Source organism: Photobacterium chitinilyticum, assembly GCF_004104355.1.
In the GTDB taxonomy this organism is placed as follows: domain Bacteria; phylum Pseudomonadota; class Gammaproteobacteria; order Enterobacterales; family Vibrionaceae; genus Photobacterium; species Photobacterium chitinilyticum.
On sequence record NZ_RJLM01000001.1, the window covers coordinates 1,036,560 to 1,054,882 of the forward strand.

The 18,323-nt window shown below is 43.0% G+C and carries 19 protein-coding genes; 13 read left to right on the forward strand and 6 right to left on the reverse strand.

Annotated features, from left to right (window positions below):
- The first annotated feature begins 3 nt into the window (after positions 1-3).
- The 9 genes from ccoP to EDI28_RS04435 all read left to right on the forward strand — a co-directional run bounded on the left by ccoP (position 4) and on the right by EDI28_RS04435 (position 8,522).
- The gene (ccoP, locus tag EDI28_RS04395; RefSeq protein WP_128782594.1) at positions 4-984 is read left to right on the forward strand and encodes a cytochrome-c oxidase, cbb3-type subunit III; all 981 of its coding nucleotides are present in this window, start codon (positions 4-6) and stop codon (positions 982-984) included.
- 120 nt (positions 985-1,104) lie between these two features.
- Positions 1,105-1,596 (forward strand): FixH family protein, encoded by a 492-nt coding sequence (locus EDI28_RS04400; RefSeq protein ID WP_128782595.1) that lies wholly within the window; start codon positions 1,105-1,107, stop codon positions 1,594-1,596.
- Positions 1,593-3,986 carry a heavy metal translocating P-type ATPase gene (locus tag EDI28_RS04405; protein WP_128782596.1) on the forward strand — a complete coding sequence of 798 codons (2,394 nt, stop codon included), beginning with the start codon at positions 1,593-1,595 and terminating at the stop codon, positions 3,984-3,986. The genes EDI28_RS04400 and EDI28_RS04405 overlap by 4 nt, the downstream gene beginning before the upstream one ends.
- Positions 3,979-4,161 carry a cbb3-type cytochrome oxidase assembly protein CcoS gene (gene ccoS, locus EDI28_RS04410; RefSeq protein WP_128782597.1) on the forward strand — a complete coding sequence of 61 codons (183 nt, stop codon included), beginning with the start codon at positions 3,979-3,981 and terminating at the stop codon, positions 4,159-4,161. Before EDI28_RS04405 ends, ccoS begins: the two co-directional genes overlap by 8 nt.
- A gap of 9 nt (positions 4,162-4,170) precedes the next feature.
- Complete coding sequence (locus tag EDI28_RS04415; RefSeq protein ID WP_128782598.1) at positions 4,171-4,848, forward strand: sulfite exporter TauE/SafE family protein; 678 nt, start codon at positions 4,171-4,173, stop codon at positions 4,846-4,848.
- A 74-nt stretch (positions 4,849-4,922) separates the two neighbouring features.
- On the forward strand, positions 4,923-5,678 hold the full coding sequence (gene fnr / locus EDI28_RS04420; protein WP_128782599.1) for a fumarate/nitrate reduction transcriptional regulator Fnr: 756 nt from the start codon (positions 4,923-4,925) through the stop codon (positions 5,676-5,678).
- A gap of 226 nt (positions 5,679-5,904) precedes the next feature.
- Positions 5,905-6,849: a universal stress protein UspE gene (gene uspE / locus EDI28_RS04425; RefSeq protein WP_128782600.1), complete on the forward strand. Its 945-nt coding sequence runs from the start codon at positions 5,905-5,907 to the stop codon at positions 6,847-6,849.
- Between the two features lie 203 nt (positions 6,850-7,052).
- The gene (locus tag EDI28_RS04430) at positions 7,053-7,850 is read left to right on the forward strand and encodes a carbon-nitrogen hydrolase family protein (protein WP_128782601.1); all 798 of its coding nucleotides are present in this window, start codon (positions 7,053-7,055) and stop codon (positions 7,848-7,850) included.
- Positions 7,851-7,886: 36 nt separating this feature from the next.
- On the forward strand, positions 7,887-8,522 hold the full coding sequence (locus EDI28_RS04435) for a class I SAM-dependent methyltransferase (RefSeq protein ID WP_128782602.1): 636 nt from the start codon (positions 7,887-7,889) through the stop codon (positions 8,520-8,522).
- Between the two features lie 57 nt (positions 8,523-8,579).
- Here EDI28_RS04435 and EDI28_RS04440 read toward each other — a convergent pair whose 3' ends face one another.
- Positions 8,580-8,969: a PTS sugar transporter subunit IIB gene (locus EDI28_RS04440; RefSeq protein ID WP_128782603.1), complete on the reverse strand. Its 390-nt coding sequence runs from the start codon at positions 8,967-8,969 to the stop codon at positions 8,580-8,582.
- 450 nt (positions 8,970-9,419) lie between these two features.
- On the opposite strand from EDI28_RS04440, the gene EDI28_RS04445 reads away from it, so the two are divergent.
- Together EDI28_RS04445 and EDI28_RS04450 are read left to right on the forward strand one after the other, a co-directional pair.
- Complete coding sequence (locus EDI28_RS04445; protein ID WP_128782604.1) at positions 9,420-9,830, forward strand: hypothetical protein; 411 nt, start codon at positions 9,420-9,422, stop codon at positions 9,828-9,830.
- An 86-nt stretch (positions 9,831-9,916) separates the two neighbouring features.
- Positions 9,917-10,318 (forward strand): GFA family protein, encoded by a 402-nt coding sequence (locus EDI28_RS04450; protein ID WP_128782605.1) that lies wholly within the window; start codon positions 9,917-9,919, stop codon positions 10,316-10,318.
- A gap of 88 nt (positions 10,319-10,406) precedes the next feature.
- On the opposite strand, the gene ttcA is transcribed toward EDI28_RS04450, so the two are convergent.
- From ttcA to EDI28_RS04465, 3 genes are all read right to left on the reverse strand, one after another.
- Positions 10,407-11,300 (reverse strand): tRNA 2-thiocytidine(32) synthetase TtcA, encoded by an 894-nt coding sequence (gene ttcA / locus EDI28_RS04455; RefSeq protein ID WP_128782606.1) that lies wholly within the window; start codon positions 11,298-11,300, stop codon positions 10,407-10,409.
- A gap of 161 nt (positions 11,301-11,461) precedes the next feature.
- A complete protein-coding gene (locus EDI28_RS04460) occupies positions 11,462-11,854 on the reverse strand; it encodes a YybH family protein (protein WP_128782607.1) in 393 nt (130 codons plus the stop codon).
- An 86-nt stretch (positions 11,855-11,940) separates the two neighbouring features.
- A complete protein-coding gene (locus tag EDI28_RS04465; RefSeq protein ID WP_128782608.1) occupies positions 11,941-13,110 on the reverse strand; it encodes a D-alanyl-D-alanine carboxypeptidase family protein in 1,170 nt (389 codons plus the stop codon).
- A 493-nt stretch (positions 13,111-13,603) separates the two neighbouring features.
- Here EDI28_RS04465 and EDI28_RS04470 point away from each other — a divergent pair, with 493 nt between their 5' ends.
- Positions 13,604-15,088: a carboxypeptidase M32 gene (locus EDI28_RS04470; RefSeq protein ID WP_128782609.1), complete on the forward strand. Its 1,485-nt coding sequence runs from the start codon at positions 13,604-13,606 to the stop codon at positions 15,086-15,088.
- A 49-nt stretch (positions 15,089-15,137) separates the two neighbouring features.
- Here the strand turns inward: EDI28_RS04470 and EDI28_RS04475 are convergent, their stop codons facing one another.
- Positions 15,138-15,818 (reverse strand): RES family NAD+ phosphorylase, encoded by a 681-nt coding sequence (locus EDI28_RS04475; protein WP_128782610.1) that lies wholly within the window; start codon positions 15,816-15,818, stop codon positions 15,138-15,140.
- Positions 15,819-16,223, reverse strand: a complete 405-nt coding sequence (locus EDI28_RS04480) for an MbcA/ParS/Xre antitoxin family protein (protein ID WP_128782611.1) — start codon at positions 16,221-16,223, stop codon at positions 15,819-15,821.
- 264 nt (positions 16,224-16,487) lie between these two features.
- Here EDI28_RS04480 and EDI28_RS04485 point away from each other — a divergent pair, with 264 nt between their 5' ends.
- A complete protein-coding gene (locus EDI28_RS04485) occupies positions 16,488-18,263 on the forward strand; it encodes an acyl-CoA dehydrogenase family protein (RefSeq protein WP_199287362.1) in 1,776 nt (591 codons plus the stop codon).
- Positions 18,264-18,323 lie beyond the last annotated feature (60 nt).

Below are 18,323 nucleotides of genomic sequence, written 5' to 3' on the forward strand. Positions count from 1 at the left end.
AGCATGACTACATTTTGGAGTCTATGGATAACAATCATCACGCTTGGCACCATTTTTGGTATAGCTACTATCCTCGTCTGGTGTAGCAAAGACAAAATGGGCGTTGAGGAAGGTGAAGACATGGGTCACGAATACGATGGTATTCGTGAAATCAACAACCCACTACCGAAATGGTGGTCCTATATGTTTTGGGGCACCATCATCTTCGGCCTTCTGTACTTAGTCTTGTACCCGGGTCTAGGTAACTACAAAGGTATCTTGGGATGGCAGAGTTCTGACCAAACAGTTCGTTCTGTTGAAGAATCGAAACTGGCTATTGCTAATGCTCAAAAAGAGCAGCGTCTGAACCAGTACGCTAAAGAGCTAGATGAAGCGCAAGCTAAGTTTGGTGAAACCTTTAAGACATTGGCTTATGACGAGTCAGGTAATGTACTTCGTCCAATCACTGAAATCGCCGCAAATTCAGAAGCGATTAAAGTTGGCCAGCGCCTGTTCATCCAAAACTGTGCACAGTGTCATGGTTCGGATGCTCGTGGTCAGCTAGGTTATCCTAACCTAACTGACAATGCTTGGCTGTATGGTGGTGAAGCTGAAACTATCAAAACAACTATCATGACCGGTCGCCATGGTGTAATGCCAGCTTGGATTGATTCACTTGGTAAAGATGGTGTCAAAGAAGTTACTACCTATGTGCTTGGTATGTCTGGACGTAAAGTAAACGCAAAAGATGCTGCTGCTGGTAAGCAACGCTTCGTTATGTGTGCAGCTTGTCACGGAACAGATGGTAAAGGTAACCCTGCGTTTGGTGCACCCGATCTAACAGATAACACATGGCTATACGGCGGCTCTCGTCGCGCAGTAGAAGCCACGGTTACTCACGGTCGTCAGGGCGTAATGCCAGCATGGAAAGATATCTTGGGTGAAGAGAAAATTCAGCTAATTTCTGCCTATGTCTGGGGTTTGAGCAACAACACTGACAAGTAATAAGATGGTTAATGCTTGGTTACATATTGATTGAGAAATTAGTAATAAAGACTGAGACATAAAACCTAGCCCCTGTTAACTTCAGGGGCTCTCTTCATCAAAGCTTCAAAGGTAATCATTATGCGTAAACCATGGTATAAGCAGTTTTGGCCTTGGTTCGTTTTCGCCATTCCTGCTATTTCAATAGTGTACAGCCTGACAGCTGTTTACATCTTTTCTCAGAATCAAGTCGACCTTGTAGCAGAAGATTATTACAAGAAAGGCAAGGCGATTAATTTAGATCTCTCTCGTCTCCGGGTTGCCGATGCACTTAACTTAAAAGCATCTGTCAGCGTCGCCGATACCAATATCGTAGTTAATTTTGATAAAGGTGATCTTAAGAGCAATCCTAACTTGCGTGTCACTTTTACACACCGCACCCTGGCCAATAAAGACTTTACCCAAATGGTCAGTGCTGATTTAAGCGGTGCTTATCGTTTCAGCTCTCCAGAGCAGATAGAAGGCCCTTGGTTTGTTGAAGTAGAACCATTTGATGGCGACTGGATGTTACAAGGACGCGTTAACCTACCAACATCCGACCCGATTTCGCTGTACGGGCAGATCAAGGAATGACAAAAGACTGTTACCATTGCGGCGATCCTGTTCCACAGGGTTGCCAACATCAAGTTGAAATACTGGGCAAAACTCGTGATATGTGTTGCCCGGGATGTGAAGCGGTCGCACAAACAATCGTTGAAAGCGGCCTCTCCTCCTATTATGAATTCCGAACGGCTCCAGCCGAGAAAGCCGACTTAGTCCCTCAGCAACTTCAATCTCTATTGCTCTATGATCACGAAGAAATCCAACAGGAATTTGTTCGTGAATTTGATGACAGCAAAGAGGTTTCTCTTTCTCTTGATGGTGTTTCTTGTGCGGCCTGTGCGTGGCTAATTGAAAAACAACTTAAACGTGAAGTCGGTGTTATCTCCATACGAGTAAACACGACAACTCATCGCGCCCTGCTCACTTGGGATCCAACCAAAGCGAAACTAAGTCACCTTCTTTCAGTGATCCATCAGCTTGGCTATAAGGCAGCTCCGTTCGAAGCTGACGCTCAAGAACAGCAATACCATCGAATGATGAAAAACTATCTGTACCGACTCGGTATCGCCGGTATTGCAACAATGCAGGTTATGATGCTGGCTATAGCACTGTATTTTGAGATTTTTGGCGATCTCGATGCGGAATTTAAAAGCTATCTACGTTGGGTCAGCCTCATTTTTGCCACCCCTGTACTGCTCTATTCTGCTCTGCCTTTCTATCTCAATGCGTGGCGTAATCTAAGAGCCCTAACTCTTGGAATGGACGTTCCTGTTTCTATTGCCCTGCTCTTTGCCTATGTCGCAAGCCTTTATGCAACCGTAATGGACAAAGGCGAAGTTTTCTTCGAGTCAATCTCGATGTTCACCTTCTTCCTTCTTTTAGGGCGCTTTCTTGAAATGCGAGCACGCCGGCAAGCAGCGGCGGCCAGTGCCAACTTGCTGAAACTGATACCAGCCATGGCCACCCTTGAGGACGGATCTCAAGTTGCCGCCAAAACCCTAAAAGTCGGCGACGTCATTACAGTTCTGCCAGGTGAAAGCCTCCCTGCCGACGGTAAAGTTATTCTTGGCGAAACAGCAATTGATGAATCAATGCTGACCGGAGAGCCGATGCCGGTTCCCCGGACACAGGGTGATTTAGTCTATGCTGGTACAATTAACGGTGACGGGAACGTAACACTACGCGTCACTAAAGACCGACAAAACTCGCTTATCTCCAATATTGTACGCCTGCAGGACGAGGCCCAATCTTCAAAGCCCAAAGTAGCTGAGGTGGCTGATATCGTAGCCCGCTACTTCGTTGCCGGCATTTTACTTATTTCTGCCTGTACCTGGTTATACTGGCATCAGCAGCAACCGGGAGATGCTCTCTGGATCACATTGGCTGTTCTTGTTGCAACCTGTCCTTGTGCACTTTCGCTAGCGACACCAACCGCCCTCACCTGTTCTACATCGAGCCTTGGTCGCCTTGGTATTTTGCTACGCCGTGGACATGTGTTAGAAACTCTCTGTAAAGTCAATCAGTTGGTTATCGACAAAACAGGTACTCTTACCGAAGGTAATATTCGCCTTGTCGAAACACAGCTTTTTGGTGAAATGTCTGAAGCCGATGCTTTGGCTTATGCCGCAGAAATGGAACGCTTTGCCAATCATCCGATAGCAAGAGCCTTTAGTGGCTATCGAGACAACAGCAAAGCATTTGATGACGTAAAGAATATCATTGGTTGTGGGTTGAAAGGCTCAATAGATAGTAACGAGTGGCGAATAGGTCAGGCTACCTTTGTCCTTGATAATCACCCTGAAAAACCAGCTCTATTGAAACAATGCGACAACCGTTTTCAGGTATGGCTATCTTGCAATGACCAGCTTATCGCCGGCTTTAGGCTCGATGATCCAATCCGCGAAGACAGCGAGGAGCTTATTGAACAGTTCCAGGCATCAGGTATCAAGGTCACCATGTTAACCGGAGACCATTCAGCCAGTGCTCAGATTGTCGCTGATAAGCTAAATGTCGATAACTTAATTGCTGGAGCAACGCCAGAAGGCAAGCTTGAATACCTCCGCAGTCTCGATAGGGACAATGTTGCCCTTATGATAGGAGACGGTGTCAATGATGCTCCTGTCCTGGCTGGTGCCCACCTTTCTGTTGCAATGGGAGGAGGTACTGATGTTGCCAAATCATCGGCGGATATGGTATTGCTAGGTGATCAGCTATCACGAATTTTACGTGCTAGAGAGTTAGCGCTAAAGACCAGAAGAATCATTCGAGAAAACTTAGCTTGGGCGTTAGGCTACAACCTCGTTATCTTACCGCTTGCGGTTGCTGGTTTTGTCGCTCCTTACATTGCAGTCGTAGGAATGTCGGCAAGCTCGATCATTGTTGTTTCAAATTCTTTAAGGTTATTAAAAGAAAATGGCTAGTCTTTACTTGTTAATACCAATTGCGATCGTTTTTGTCTGTATCGCTGTGGGCATTTTTCTTTGGGCCGTCAGAAGTGAACAGTTTGAAGATCTAGAGCGTCAGGGTTATGACATCTTGTTTGACGAGGATGAACCTGGGCAGAATCAAGCTCAAACGAAAAAACCAAGAGAGTGAAAACGCATCGTGAATATCGATTTTTACGCGGCATTTATCATTGGTCTGATGGGGGCTGGTCATTGTCTTGGGATGTGTGGCGGAGTGGCCGCAGCCCTGACATTGGGGATGCCCGGTCAGCAACAGGCAAAACGGTGGCCTTACCTACTCTGCTATAACACAGGCCGCCTTATCTCGTATGCGATAGCGGGTGCAATCATCGGCGGTGCCTTTGCCGGTATTGCTTCCTTTGGTGGATATTCGACCGGACTCGTCTCTCTGCGGCTGTTTGCTGCTATCATGATGATTTTGCTAGCGCTTTATATTGGCCAATGGTGGCAAGGCATAACTAAAATCGAGCGCTTGGGTCAGTCTCTCTGGCGTTTTGTGTCACCTGCAGCAAAATCATTACTTCCGCTGAAGTCACCAGTTGCGGCATTACCATTCGGTTTACTCTGGGGGTGGTTACCTTGTGGACTTGTATACTCAACCCTTAGTTGGGCAGCCGTTTCTGGTAGCGCACTCTCTGGTGCTGCAGTCATGCTTGCCTTCGGCTTAGGTACACTCCCGGCAATGATAGCTGTGGGTTCAATGGCCCAACAGTTGCAAAATTTTCTCAGAAACCTCTATTTCAAACGTGCCAGTGCCTTGATGCTATTGCTCTATGGGGTACATACTGGTTATATCGCAATCAAACAAATGTTGTAGGCTTTTTAATACTCGTCATATTGCTTCATAATATGTTAAAATATTGACCTACATCAAATTGGTTAGACAGGCTTATGATTTCAGACAAACTTACAACCAAACGTATCCAGTCAGGCGGATGTGCAATCCACTGTCAGGATTGCAGTATTAGTCAGTTGTGTATTCCATTTACTTTGAATGAGTCTGAGCTCGATCAGCTAGATCAAATTATTGAGCGAAAAAAGCCTATCCAAAAAGGACAAGAGCTTTTTAAAGCGGGTGATGAACTCAAATCACTCTATGCCATTCGTTCTGGCACCATTAAAAGTTACACCATCACTGAGCAAGGTGATGAGCAAATCACAGCCTTTCATTTGGCGGGAGATTTGGTAGGGTTTGATGCGATCAACGAGATGATGCACCCAAGCTTTGCTCAATCACTCGAAACTTCAATGGTCTGTGAAATTCCGTTTGAGATTCTTGATGACTTGTCCGGGAAAATGCCAAAACTTCGCCAGCAAATTATGCGTTTGATGAGCCATGAAATTAAAGGTGATCAGGAGATGATCCTACTGCTTTCTAAAAAGAACGCAGAAGAACGCCTGGCAGCCTTCCTTTACAATTTATCGCTTCGTTTCTCGCAACGTGGCTTTTCACCTCGAGAGTTCCGTCTAACAATGACTCGCGGTGATATTGGTAACTATCTAGGTCTGACTGTCGAAACTATCAGCCGCCTGTTAGGACGATTCCAAAAATCTGAGATGCTTAGTGTCAAAGGAAAGTATATTACCATCCTTGACCATGAAGAATTGGCTCGTCTTGCTGGTGTGAGCAGAAACAACGCAACATAAGCGTTTTATCTATTGCAAAGAAAGTGATACGAGCATGAGCCGTATCACTTTTTTTATATTTACCCCCTTTCTAAACTCCCCATAACGCCTTCTATACGTTACAGTTAATAGGCCAATCTGATTTATCTATTTGCTTTAAATGGTATTCAGGGCAATAGATAGTATCCTTACTTAAGGGATCAGAAACTGGTTTTGATGCCAACACGGTTTGTGTAAGGGGGCAATTATGACCAAGTACAATAATATTCTCGTTGTTGCCGATCCGGCTCAGGATCACCAGCCAGCATTGTCTCGCGCTGTCGATCTCGCCAAAAGATCGCAAGAAGTAAAAATCACCCTATTTTTAGCCATCTACGATTTCTCTTATGAAATGACATCAATGCTCTCTTCCGACGAACGGCTAGCCATGCGTAAAGGTGTGGTGATACAGAGAGAAGAATGGCTAAAAGATATCACACGTCAATATGTTGATGATGGCTTTAACATTGACATCACCGTGGTGTGGCATAACAGGCCTTATGAAGCCATCATTGCAGAAGTGTTCAGTAACCATCATGATCTTCTGATCAAAGCAACTCATGATCACGTCAAGCTTGGCTCTGTTATTTTCACGCCAACTGATTGGCATTTATTGCGTAAATGCCCGTGCCCAGTTCTAATGGTCAAAGAACACAGCTGGCCAGAAAACGGAAAGGTTATTGCCAGTGTTAATCTAGCAGCCGACAGCGAAACTCACGAGCAGCTTAACGATGCGATCGTGTCTGAAGCAATAACAATCGCAGAATTACTCGGGGCTGAAGTTAATTTGGTGAATGCCTACCCAGCTACACCCGTCAATATTACGATTGAACTTCCTGAGTTTGATCCTGCTTCATACAGCGACGCAGTTCGGGGCCATCACCTCACATCAATGAAAGCGCTGCGCCACAAGCATGGGCTACCTGAAGAACAGACGCATGTTATAGAAGGCCTACCAGAAGATGTGATCCCAAAAGTAGCGGAAGATCTTGATGCTGAGCTCGTTATTTTAGGAACAACTGGCCGTACCGGACTCTCTGCCGTATTTATTGGTAACACCGCCGAGCATACCATTGATAGCTTAAACTGTGACTTATTGGCCCTCAAGCCTGAAGGCTATGTTAGCCCGCTAAGTCCTCACCCTGAGAACTAACCGTACAAAGACCAAACAGCCCAGCCTCCTCGGAGGCTGTTTTCTCTTATGTCCGAATGCCAGGCTTCGCATCTTCAGAACATCGTTCGTCATGAACTTGATATCCTCTTCCCATTAACCTCTTCAAATATTGATATGCATCTAGTTTGCATGTCGTTGCTGTGATATAGAATAAATCGATGGTCGTTATTCACAGAGGGATTATGAAGATATCAATCATTCAGACGGATGTAAGTTATAAGAACAAACATGAGAACATCAACCGTGTTACCGATTTACTCGCAACAGCAAAGTTAATCGGTGACGTTGTGTTGTTACCGGAGCTGTTTTCTACCGGCTATATATTCAACGAAGCCAGTGAAATACATGAACTCTCTGAAAATTATGGTGATAGTGAAACTATTGAGTCATTACACCTTTTAGCAAAGAAATATAACACTCTAATCGTTGCAGGTGTTGCTGAGAGTATCGGCGGCGAATATTTCAATACTGTCGCAGTCGTTGATGGCAACGGACTGAAGACGAAGTATAGAAAAATCAGCCAGACAACGATAGATAAGCAGTATTTCTCACGCGGCCAAGAACTTATCACTTTTGAGCATCAAGGCATTACATTTGGTATCGCGATATGTTTCGATCTTTGGTTTCCTGAGATTACCCGAAAATACTCAGAATTAGGCGTTGATGTCTTACTCCACCCTTCAAATTTTGGTGGTGAGCAAAGTCTCCAAATTTCACGGGCCCGGGCTATCGAAAATAGTATGTATGTCGTGACATGCAATCGAGTTGGAGCAGACATAACGAAAACCTTGACCGGTAAATATCGAGGATGTAGTCAAGTTTGCTCACCAAGCGGAAATTATCTGCTCCGGTTAGGTGACGAGCATACACTTGCAACAATAGAAATTGATGTTGACGTTACAAGCCAAAAACAGGTCATTGAAGTATCTTTGCGCGAAGAACGCAGTGTTATCTCAAACCTGATTAATCACACGGTTTAATTTCGAAAGCCAACACACTAACAAGGAGATCGACTCTTGGAACAAGTCAAATATTGGGATAAACAGTTTGGACAAAACAGTTATATTTGGGGAGATGAACCGAGCATTGCAACTAACATCGCATTATCAATATTTAAAGAAAAACAAATCAAAAGCATCTTAATACCTGGTGTTGGTTATGGGAGAAATAGTAAGGTATTTACCTCTACGGGCTTTGATGTTACGGGTGTCGAAATATCATCTACAGCATGTAGGTTAGCTCAGAAATACGACCCGTCGTTGAAATTATTGAACAGTTCGATTTTCGAGATACAATTGCCGGAAGAGGAATATGATGCTGTTTTCTGCTTTGATGTACTCCATTTGTTCCTTAAAGGCGATCGTGATAAATTCATTAGAAAATGCGAAAAACTTGTAAAACCAGGCGGCTTTCTTTTTTTCACCGTATTGTCAGAACATGATGATTACTTCAGAAATGGAGCTGAAGTTGAAGCCAATACTTTTGAAGTAAAACCGGGAAAATTGATTCATTTCTTTTCAAAACTCGACCTGGAAAATAGCTTCGCTCAGTTCAATAAATTACAAGAAGGTGAAATCCTTGATAGTGTAAGCCATGCACAACATGGCCAGAAAGAGTATCGAATACGCTATATTTGCGTTCAGAAACAATAAGTTATAGGCAAAATTGACACCTAAGTGTTTTTCAGTGGCAGATATACTAAAAAACAACTATTCTGCTTCTTTATTGCGCTGACTAATACAGGCTAAGGCATCACTAACCACTACTCTGTAGTCCATGGTACCAAAAACTTTTCCATCGATCTTAAACACCGGAATATTGAAAGGTGCCATGCATTCCTTTGCTAAGGTGTAGTTGTGATGAACTTGAGGTGATATATATACCACCTCAATCTTATCCGCATATAAACTTAAAAAGTCAGCATCCTCTAAAGATGGAATACCTGAATACATCACATAATAAGGCAATTCAGACTCATCAATAAATTTCTGCATTCTCTGTGCCAGCATGCTTGATGTTAACCCTCCCCCACAAACAATGGAAATAATCTTTCTGTCATCAATCTCATCGTTCAAATGGCGGTCAAAAAAAATGCTCATATATGCCTCATAATTTACAGCAAGGTTATGCAAAATGCATTTTCACTAGGCAGTTATATTATCGAAAAATATACACTCTTATGATTTAGAATAATTAATGAACGTATATAAATGGGAAAGACTTCAAGTTTTATACTAAAAGCAACTAGCCCCTCCATTTGACTCCTCTTACCTGCTATGAACGTCATTAAGAAACGATCAGTCAGATCTAGAACACTAAAATTTGAACATCACTGTGAAATTTTTCATCCGATTTCCAAAAATAGTGACATATGTCGAATTTATGTAAAGGTAGATAAATATACAATGAGGTTATTGCTAATAACCTGAGATCGCAAATCTTCCGTGCCTCTGTGATAGCAGGAAGATAATGAACAGGACCTATAGTATAAAATTGTAAGTAATCATGATAACAACTATTAACATTTCACTTACCGAAAGGACACTTTAGTGTTTAAAAAAATAATAACGACCACTTTTATTGCTGGAAGCTTAATTCTGTCAGGTTGTACTAATAGTCGCAGCGAAGATTACACTTATAAGCCAAATACACTCTCTAAAGAAATGGTTAACGTTCTACACAATTACATACAAGAATCCAACAAAAATGACTCTGATACAAAAGTTGAATTTATAGAAAAGCAATCACTCTTGAAATTCACCATTACTAACGATGATGATCGCTTTGTTTTTGGTACAGGAATTGGAGGAAAGTATTTTGATAAGCTGTGTAACGGAACAGAGCCCTTTTATGTATCAATACGAGAAAATGGCATAGGCTTACAATTTGATTTTGTTGATCACGGTATAGATTCGTTTGGCCCGTGGAATTCAGATGCATGCCCAACACCATCCCAGTAACAAATGGCCATTGAGAACCAAGAAGTATTTGAGCTATTTCTATACCCTAGTGGATGCAATACAGACATTAATAAAAGGAAGTACAGATGACTGAGAATAAGTATAAAGGATCATGTCTGTGTGGTGCTGTTCAATTTGAAGTCTCAGGAGCTTTTGAAACGACGGATGCTTGTCATTGTAACCAGTGTCGAAAATGGACAGGGCACTTTTTGGCAAGTGGTGAAGTACCACGTAGTTCATTGTCAATTAATGGTTCAGAAAACATTTCTTGGTATCACTCATCCGAAAAAGTGAGGCGAGGATTTTGCTCTAAATGCGGCTCATCTTTGTTCTTTGATCCCCTTGATACTCAAAAGCATCATTGGATAGGTATTGCTTTAGGCTCATTTGATACACCGACAGAAACAACCCTTGGGCAGCATATCTTTGTTGCAGAAAAGGGAGATTATTATGAAATAAACGATGGACTTCCTCAAAACGAGCATTAAAACTCAAGGGCAAAGTGATCATAGTGGCAATAAGAAGGCGGCTAATTGCCGCCTTCCTTTATATCTCTATATTTGTACTAATCCAAGTTTAGACATTAGTAACATCAATGAACATAGATTCATCGATGTTCGTCGATGACACCATTGCTTCACTAAAGGCATACTCAGCCCTTTCACCTTCGCGATCTAGTGGTAGGTTAACAAAATCAAACAACTCTTTGTCAGCTAGCTGACTTGGACTAACATTCTGAATTGACTTGAAAATACTCTCCACACGGCCTGGCGTTTTCTTATCCCAGTCAATCAACATAGCTTTGATACTTTGACGCTGAAGGTTTTCTTGAGAACCGCAAAGATTACAAGGGATGATTGGGAACTCTTTATGCTCCGCGTACTTGATCAGATCTTTTTCTCGGCAATATGTTAATGGTCTGATTACAACGTTACGACCATCATCAGAACGCAATTTAGGTGGCATTGCTTTAAGACGTGAACCATGGAACATGTTCAAGAACATAGTTTCAACGATATCATCTAGGTGATGCCCGAGAGCAATTTTTGTCGCCCCAATTTTTTCTGCAAACGAGTACAGCGTACCTCGACGCAGTCTTGAACAGAGACCACACGTTGTCTTACCTTCAGGTATTTTTTCTTTAACAACTGAATAGGTATCCTTGTCTACGATGTAGTAAGGAATATCCAGACTTTCGAAATACTCAGGCAAAATATGCTCAGGGAAACCTGGTTGCTTTTGATCAAGGTTTACAGCAACAACATCAAATTTGATTGGAGCAGCTTTTCGAAGATTCAAAAGGATATCCAGCATCGCAAATGAATCTTTTCCGCCACTTATGCATGCCATGACAACATCATTCTCTTCAATCATGTTGTAGTCGATGATGGCATTTCCAACATTTCTCCTTAGACGTTTTTGGAGTTTGTTGAATTCAAGTGTCTCTTTTCTTATGTCATTCTGATTCATTGCGACTTCTCACACTGTCGATTATACCGACTGTAGATTTCCTAGAGGGATTCTTTGTAGGGCGAGGATTATACGGATTTTTGTATTAGGTTGGAACACTCGATGTCCACCATGTTTTAGGTAGCGAGGGAGAAAGAGCCCCGGCTACCTAATTTATACGATTATTGCGGAGCGGCCATACTGGAATTAATGATATCTCGATGCAGTTTCCATTGCCCTGCCTCTTGCTTCCAAATAACAACGAACTTCCCCTTATCAAGCACCAGACCACTACCATCTTCTAGTACATATTTACCAACTTCAGTGGCCGTATCACCGTACCCTTCAACTTCAAGTGCTTCTAGCTTGACCGCCTTGACACCCGAGTCCATGAGAGCTTGAAATGTTGTCTGGATTGCCTCTCTGCCTGTTACAAAGTCACTATTAGGAAGCAGAAACTGTCCTTTCTTTGTATAAAGGGCCGCGATACCAGCAGCATCCCCTTGCCTGAAGATACGCTCAAATTCGTCATCTGCAGCCTTAATAGCATCGTGAATATCACTCATACTAGCCATACTATTCTCCCTTTTCTGATCACATTTAATTATAGAAAAAGAGCCGCTATCTGCGGCTCTTTTAAGATCAGAATTCATCACGTGCATTACTTAAACAAGCCCGTAAAAAACAATTTAATATAGTCAAACATTCTACTGAAAAAACCTCCTTCCTCTACACTTTCCAAAGCAATCAAAGGAACATCATAGATATCTTCCCCATCAACCTGATAGAAAATTTTCCCGACAATGTCACCTTTATTGATCGGGGCAACCAAATCATCGTTTAACTCAACATTGGCAGCCAGTTTTTTGGCATCATTGCGCGACAATGTCACATAAGAGTCTTCCTTCGTACCTAACGAGATAGTATCTGCAGCCCCCATCCACACGCGCTCATTCAGTACCTCATCACCTTGCTTATGTGGTGATACGGTCTCGAAAAATCGGAAGCCGTAGTTAAGAAGCTGCTTACTTTCAGCTTCTCGACTTTTCGCGCTTTTCGACCCCATAACAACAGAGATCAATCTCATGTCTCCCTGAGTGGCAGAACTTGCTAAGCTGTAGCCAGCACCGCTGGTGTAACCGGTTTTCATACCGTCTACATTCAGACTTCTATCTGCCAATAGACCATTTCGATTCCGTTGCGTTATCTTGTTATAAGTAAAAGACCGCTCACTATAAAGAGAATAGATATCAGGTAAATCAGTGATCAATGCACGGCCTAATAGCGCAATATCATAAGGCGTTGAATACAGATCATTACTATCCAGCCCATGTGGGTTTGCAAAAGAGCTGTTGTTCATATTGAGTTTCTTTGCCCATGAATTCATCAAACCAACAAACGCACCTTCCGAGCCGGCAACATGTTCGGCAATCGCAACGCTGGCATCATTACCTGACTGAATAATCAAGCCTCGGTATAAATCCATCATGTTCACTTCTGTATTAACTTCAATGAACATCTTCGAAGAGTCAGGAAAATTTTTAGCCCACGCATTACGGCTGATCACAACACGATCGTCTTTACTGATATTGCCGTTTTTCATTTCTTGCCCGGCAACATAACTGGTCATCAGCTTTGTTAAGCTTGCTGGATTAAGCTGTTCGTGAGCATTTTTATCGACAAGCACCTGACCGGTATGGTAATCCATCAATACATACCCCTTCGCACCGAGTGTCGGAGCGTCAGGAATGACGGTAGGAGCCGCAAACGTAGCGGACGAGAACAACGCTGCACCTGCAAGTACAGCATAAAATGTAGAATTCTTTTGCATGATGATGTAACTAGCCCTCTTTGATGATGCAAGCAGTATAACGAACAGCATTATCAATGCTTGCGACCTTTACGAAGTCTTACGATATTGTAAATTTAGTTACACATATCGCCTGTCACTAACACTTACCAATATCACACCTACCTGTTGTTTTCAGCAGCCTTGAAGTGATTTCGGTCATTTTGAATACTGCCTCCCAATAACGTAGATGTCATGTTCCTTCCGTTTAATTGAGGTTTAAAATGACGCTGATTCACAACAATTCAATGCTTTATACTTGAATCTATTCAATATCAAGCAAGAACAATAATCCAAAAAGTATCGATAAAAGTCTGCTGCTGCATGGCATTCATGCTGCTACGCCCAATTTATTCAGCAAAATTGTATTTTTTATACTCATACCATGTCTAAAGCCTTCAAAAACTTTTATGCTAGATAGCAATGCTTGGCAGGAGATTTATCTACCAGGTAGTGGTCAACATAAGGATAGGTAATGACTTTCTACGAAAAATTAGAGCGACATCAGCAGAAGCTCTCAAAACTCGCTCATCTCAATGCTATCTGTGGCTGGGATCAAGCTTCAATGATGCCAGAAGGCGGTAATGAAGCCCGCTCAGAAGCAATGGCTGAGCTTGCCGTTATGCACCATGAGCTTGCAACAGCTTCTCACCTGGCAGAATGGTTTGCACATGCTGAAGCTGAATCATTAACTAAAGAGCAAGTCATTAGCCTGAAAGAAATGAAACGCTCTTGGCAGATGAGTAATCTACTACCAGCAGATCTAGTTGAAAAGCAGTCACTGACTGGCTCTAAGTGTGAACATGCCTGGCGTTCGCAACGGACTGAAAATAACTGGCATGCTTTCAGTAAAAACTTAGAAAAAGTGGTTGAGCTCTCCCGCCAGGAAGCTCAAATTCGAGCAGAAGCGACAGGCTTAAGCCGGTATGACGCCCTACTTGATATCTATGAACCAGGAATGACCACCAAAGAGCTAAATAAGCTATTTAGTGACGTAAAAAGCTGGTTACCCAACTTGATCCAACAAGTTCGGGAGAAACAAAATGCAGAAAAGGTTCTTACACCTGTTGGTCCTTTCCCGACTGAACAACAAAAGTCGCTGAGCCTCGAGGTGATGACCAAGCTTGGCTTTGACTTCAAACACGGCCGACTCGATGTTAGTGTGCATCCTTTCTGCGGTGGTGTCCCGACTGATGTCCGTATTACAACCCGCTACGATGAGGAAGACTTCACTTCTGCGTTAATGGGGGTAATTCACGAAACAGGCCATGCTCGTTATGAACAAGGCTTACCCGCTCAATGGCGCGGCTTACCCGTAGGTGAGGCTCGCTCAATGGGCATTCATGAATCGCAAAGCCTATTCTTCGAAATGCAGCTATCCCGTAGCGAACCATTCTTTGATCTTCTTGCCCCTCTAGCCTCTGATGCATTTGAACGCCGAGATGACTCTGCACTGAGCAGCAAAAACCTAACGCTATTAAACACCCGTGTAAAACCCGGTTATATTCGTGTTGATGCCGATGAAGTAACCTATCCAGCACACGTTATTCTTCGCTATGAGATTGAGCGTGACTTGATTGAAGGTCATATTGAGGTTGCTGATATCCCTGAGCTTTGGGATAAAAAAATGATGGAGTATTTGGGTCTGACAACAAAATGTAATTACACCGATGGCTGCATGCAGGACATTCACTGGACAGACGGCAGCTTTGGCTACTTCCCGTCATATACCTTGGGCGCTATGTATGCCGCCCAGTTTATGGCTGCCATGCGCAAAGAAATGAATGTGGAAAATCTGATCCGTGGCCGCAACCTGCAACCAATTTTCAACTGGCTTGACCGCCATGTATGGAAGAAAGCCTCAACCCTTTCAACCGATCAGCTATTGATTGATGCAACCGGTGAACGACTTAATGCGGAACACTTCAGAACGCACCTTGTAGAGCGTTATCTGAAGTAAAAAATTATTGTCGGGTAAAGGCTGCCTATCAGCCTTTGCCTTCTCCCTACTACACTAAATTAATTTCCAACACAGAATTCACTGATACGCCATTCCACTTATACGTAAAGTGCTTGGTCTGACAAACCTTCGTTACCAAATTCGCTTTAAAGAGCGCATAGCAATCATGGCCTTGGTGGCGTACGGATTGATAAACAATACCGTCTCCCTTCAGCCCCTTTACTTCATCAGCAAGCATTTGTGAGTGGGAGTAATTTGTCGGATGATAGATATTCAAATCAAGGTATTGCTGCTCAGTAAGATCGACTAGCTGCGCATTAAACCAGGCATCGATACAACGCATTTGGACATCCTGGGCAGGCTCTTGGGTATAACCCATTATCCGTTCCATATGATGCACCGTTTCCTTTATCGCAGTATTCACATCCGGCGCCGCATAGTAAGCACCATAGTCTGCGGTATTGAAGCGAGCGCCATCGGGGCTGACATGGGTAAAAGCCGCCATAACATAACTACAATGCGGGATCCCTACCAAGCGATCTTCAAGCGGGATCTGGGCAAAATTCCCCACTTCTTCAGAAAGCCGTGGGTTTGTGATCGCTTCTACTGCAAATATTGCTTCAAGCTGCCCTGGCTCAGCAACATCTTCATATAGATTGATTGGCGGATATTTTGAAGGAATCAGGCGATAGCAATGCTGTTCGCTAAAGTGCTTTACTGGATAGCTCATCTACGATTTCCCACCACGCCAAGCATTAAGACGAGAAGCTATCTGATACAAATCAACCACTTTACCCTGATTCATAATATCCATCGCTGAACGTCCTGCAAAGAACGGATGAGAGTTAGGCTTTTGTACCCATTGATATACGCTATCTTCGGCGGTAAACATGATCCTCAAACATTTATGGATATTCAGGATATAACTCATCCGTTCTAACAAGTCCTTCGAAACCTTGGCTGATTCTGGATGATTACGGTACTTATTCAGTGTTGAACGGCTAGTTAAACCGAGAATAGCCACCTGTTGAGCCTGTGTGCATGACCATTTATCGAGAATATTGAAAATGACAGGTAACACGGTATTACCAGCCTCTGGCTGAGCCTGTCCCTGCGTTGCATGGGATGCGTTCATAAGCACCTCTCACTTAATAATCACTCATTCATTTATATACAATTATAGTGAAAATGTACATTAATACACAAAGCTATTTCAAATATATTGCGAGTAGAACGCTCCGTTCTGAAAAACGACAATTCATCAAGATGTGACTACCCCCACAATAGAGTAATTACTCATGAAAAAGAACATTCCTTGGTTTACCCTTAATAAAGGTTAACACTATGTAACATAGATATTTTAAGGAAGCAGAATCTAACAGCGACTGGGAGAGCTCCGATGAAAATGTTAAACCTGCCCAAAAACCTCTTTATTAAGAAGCAGCCAGACAGGCGTCACTCACCGGCTAGGAAGCAAGGCGTTTTACTTAACCCGAAAACCGAGAGTTATGGTCACCTCGACGAAGAGTCACAAAAATTAGTAAAGAAAACTATCGACTTTTTTGAACAACGCGGTAAGGCCAAGCTTAAAAACGATGATCACGAGCGCCTTTGGTATGCGGATTTTTTGTCGTTTGTGAAGGAAGAAAAACTATTCGCGACCTTTCTGACTCCCGATGCTTATGGTAGTGAAAATACTCGTTGGGATACATACCGTAACTGTGCCCTCAACGAAATACTTGGCTTTTACGGGCTTGCTCACTGGTATACCTGGCAGGTTAGTATTCTAGGACTTGGACCAATCTGGATTAGTGACAACGAGCACGTCAAACAGAAAGCCGCCAGTAAGTTAAATGAAGGGGGAATATTTGCTTTTGGCTTATCAGAAAAAGAACATGGCGCAGATATCTATGCCAGTGATATGTTCCTGACACCTCAGCAAGATGGCAGTTATCGTGCCAACGGTAGTAAATACTACATTGGAAACGGTAATAAGGCGGCTCTCGTTTCCACCTTCGGTAAGCTTTCTGATTCCGACGAATACGTCTTCTTTGTCGTGGACTCACAGCATGACAATTATGAGTTAGTTCAAAATGTTGTTAACTCTCAAAACTATGTCTCGGAATACCGCCTTAATGACTACCCCATCCGCGAAGAAGATATCCTGGCAAAAGGACGAGATGCCTGGGACATGGCACTAAATACTGTCAATATTGGCAAATTCAATCTTGGCTGGGCATCAATCGGCATCTGCACCCACTCCTTCTATGAAGCCATTAATCACGCTTCTCACCGGTATCTTTTTGATCACTATGTGACTGATTTTGTCCATATCAAACTGTTGTTCACCGAAGCTTACGCCCGCCTAACGGCAATGAAACTATTTGCCCAGCGAGCCATCGACTATATGCGGGTTGCTGGACCGGATGACCGGCGCTACCTGTTGTTTACCCCAATGGTAAAGATGAAAGTGACCACCCAAGGTGAAGAAGTCATGAACTTACTGTGGGATATAATGGCAGCTAAGGGCTTTGAGAAAAACATGTACTTCGAGATGGCCGTCAGGGATATACGCGCCCTACCCAAGCTTGAAGGGACTGTCCACGTCAACATGGCGTTAATTCTGAAATTCATGGGGAACTATTTCTTTAAGCCCGGTAAGTTCGCAGAAACGCCAAAGATGGACCAGGCAGGCAATGACGACTTCTTATTTAATCAAGGGGCAACCAAAGGATTAGGAAAAACACGCTTCCATGATTATCGCGAAATCTATAATGGTGTCGATTTACCCAATGTGAATATCTTTAAGAAGCAGATCAGATTATTGAAGATCCTATTGTTGCTTGGTAAGCCCACCAAGGAGCAGACAAAAGACTTCGATTTTCTATTAAATCTGGGAGAACTATTCACACTAGTAGTATACGGGCAGTTAATCTTGGAAGAAGCCAAGCTGATAAATCTTGATGATGATATTGTGGAGCAAATCTTTGACGCAATCATCCGTGATTTTTCTAAATTTGCGCTACAACTTAGTGCCAAATCTAGCACAACGCTGGTTCAACAGAAGATTTGTGAACGTATGATTAAACGACCAAATGTGGACAATGAACGCTATCAGCGAGTATTGGATAACTATGTCTACGAAACCAAAGACCAGTATGAGATGAACCCATAATCTTATATTTCATACATCTTCATAAACAATAAAGCTGAAAGCGTAAGCTTCCAGCTTTAT

Coding starts and splice junctions, on each gene's coding strand:
- EDI28_RS04400 (WP_128782595.1), top strand. CDS start 1,105: ATGCGTAAACCATGGTATAAGCAGTTTTGGCCTTGGTTCGTTTTCGCC.
- ttcA (WP_128782606.1), bottom strand. CDS start 11,300: ATGAATCAGAATGACATAAGAAAAGAGACACTTGAATTCAACAAACTC.
- fnr (WP_128782599.1), top strand. CDS start 4,923: ATGATTTCAGACAAACTTACAACCAAACGTATCCAGTCAGGCGGATGT.
- ccoS (WP_128782597.1), top strand. CDS start 3,979: ATGGCTAGTCTTTACTTGTTAATACCAATTGCGATCGTTTTTGTCTGT.
- EDI28_RS04440 (WP_128782603.1), bottom strand. CDS start 8,969: ATGAGCATTTTTTTTGACCGCCATTTGAACGATGAGATTGATGACAGA.
- EDI28_RS04450 (WP_128782605.1), top strand. CDS start 9,917: ATGACTGAGAATAAGTATAAAGGATCATGTCTGTGTGGTGCTGTTCAA.
- EDI28_RS04485 (WP_199287362.1), top strand. CDS start 16,488: ATGAAAATGTTAAACCTGCCCAAAAACCTCTTTATTAAGAAGCAGCCA.
- EDI28_RS04480 (WP_128782611.1), bottom strand. CDS start 16,223: ATGAACGCATCCCATGCAACGCAGGGACAGGCTCAGCCAGAGGCTGGT.
- EDI28_RS04475 (WP_128782610.1), bottom strand. CDS start 15,818: ATGAGCTATCCAGTAAAGCACTTTAGCGAACAGCATTGCTATCGCCTG.
- EDI28_RS04470 (WP_128782609.1), top strand. CDS start 13,604: ATGACTTTCTACGAAAAATTAGAGCGACATCAGCAGAAGCTCTCAAAA.
- EDI28_RS04465 (WP_128782608.1), bottom strand. CDS start 13,110: ATGCAAAAGAATTCTACATTTTATGCTGTACTTGCAGGTGCAGCGTTG.
- EDI28_RS04405 (WP_128782596.1), top strand. CDS start 1,593: ATGACAAAAGACTGTTACCATTGCGGCGATCCTGTTCCACAGGGTTGC.
- ccoP (WP_128782594.1), top strand. CDS start 4: ATGACTACATTTTGGAGTCTATGGATAACAATCATCACGCTTGGCACC.
- uspE (WP_128782600.1), top strand. CDS start 5,905: ATGACCAAGTACAATAATATTCTCGTTGTTGCCGATCCGGCTCAGGAT.
- EDI28_RS04430 (WP_128782601.1), top strand. CDS start 7,053: ATGAAGATATCAATCATTCAGACGGATGTAAGTTATAAGAACAAACAT.
- EDI28_RS04460 (WP_128782607.1), bottom strand. CDS start 11,854: ATGGCTAGTATGAGTGATATTCACGATGCTATTAAGGCTGCAGATGAC.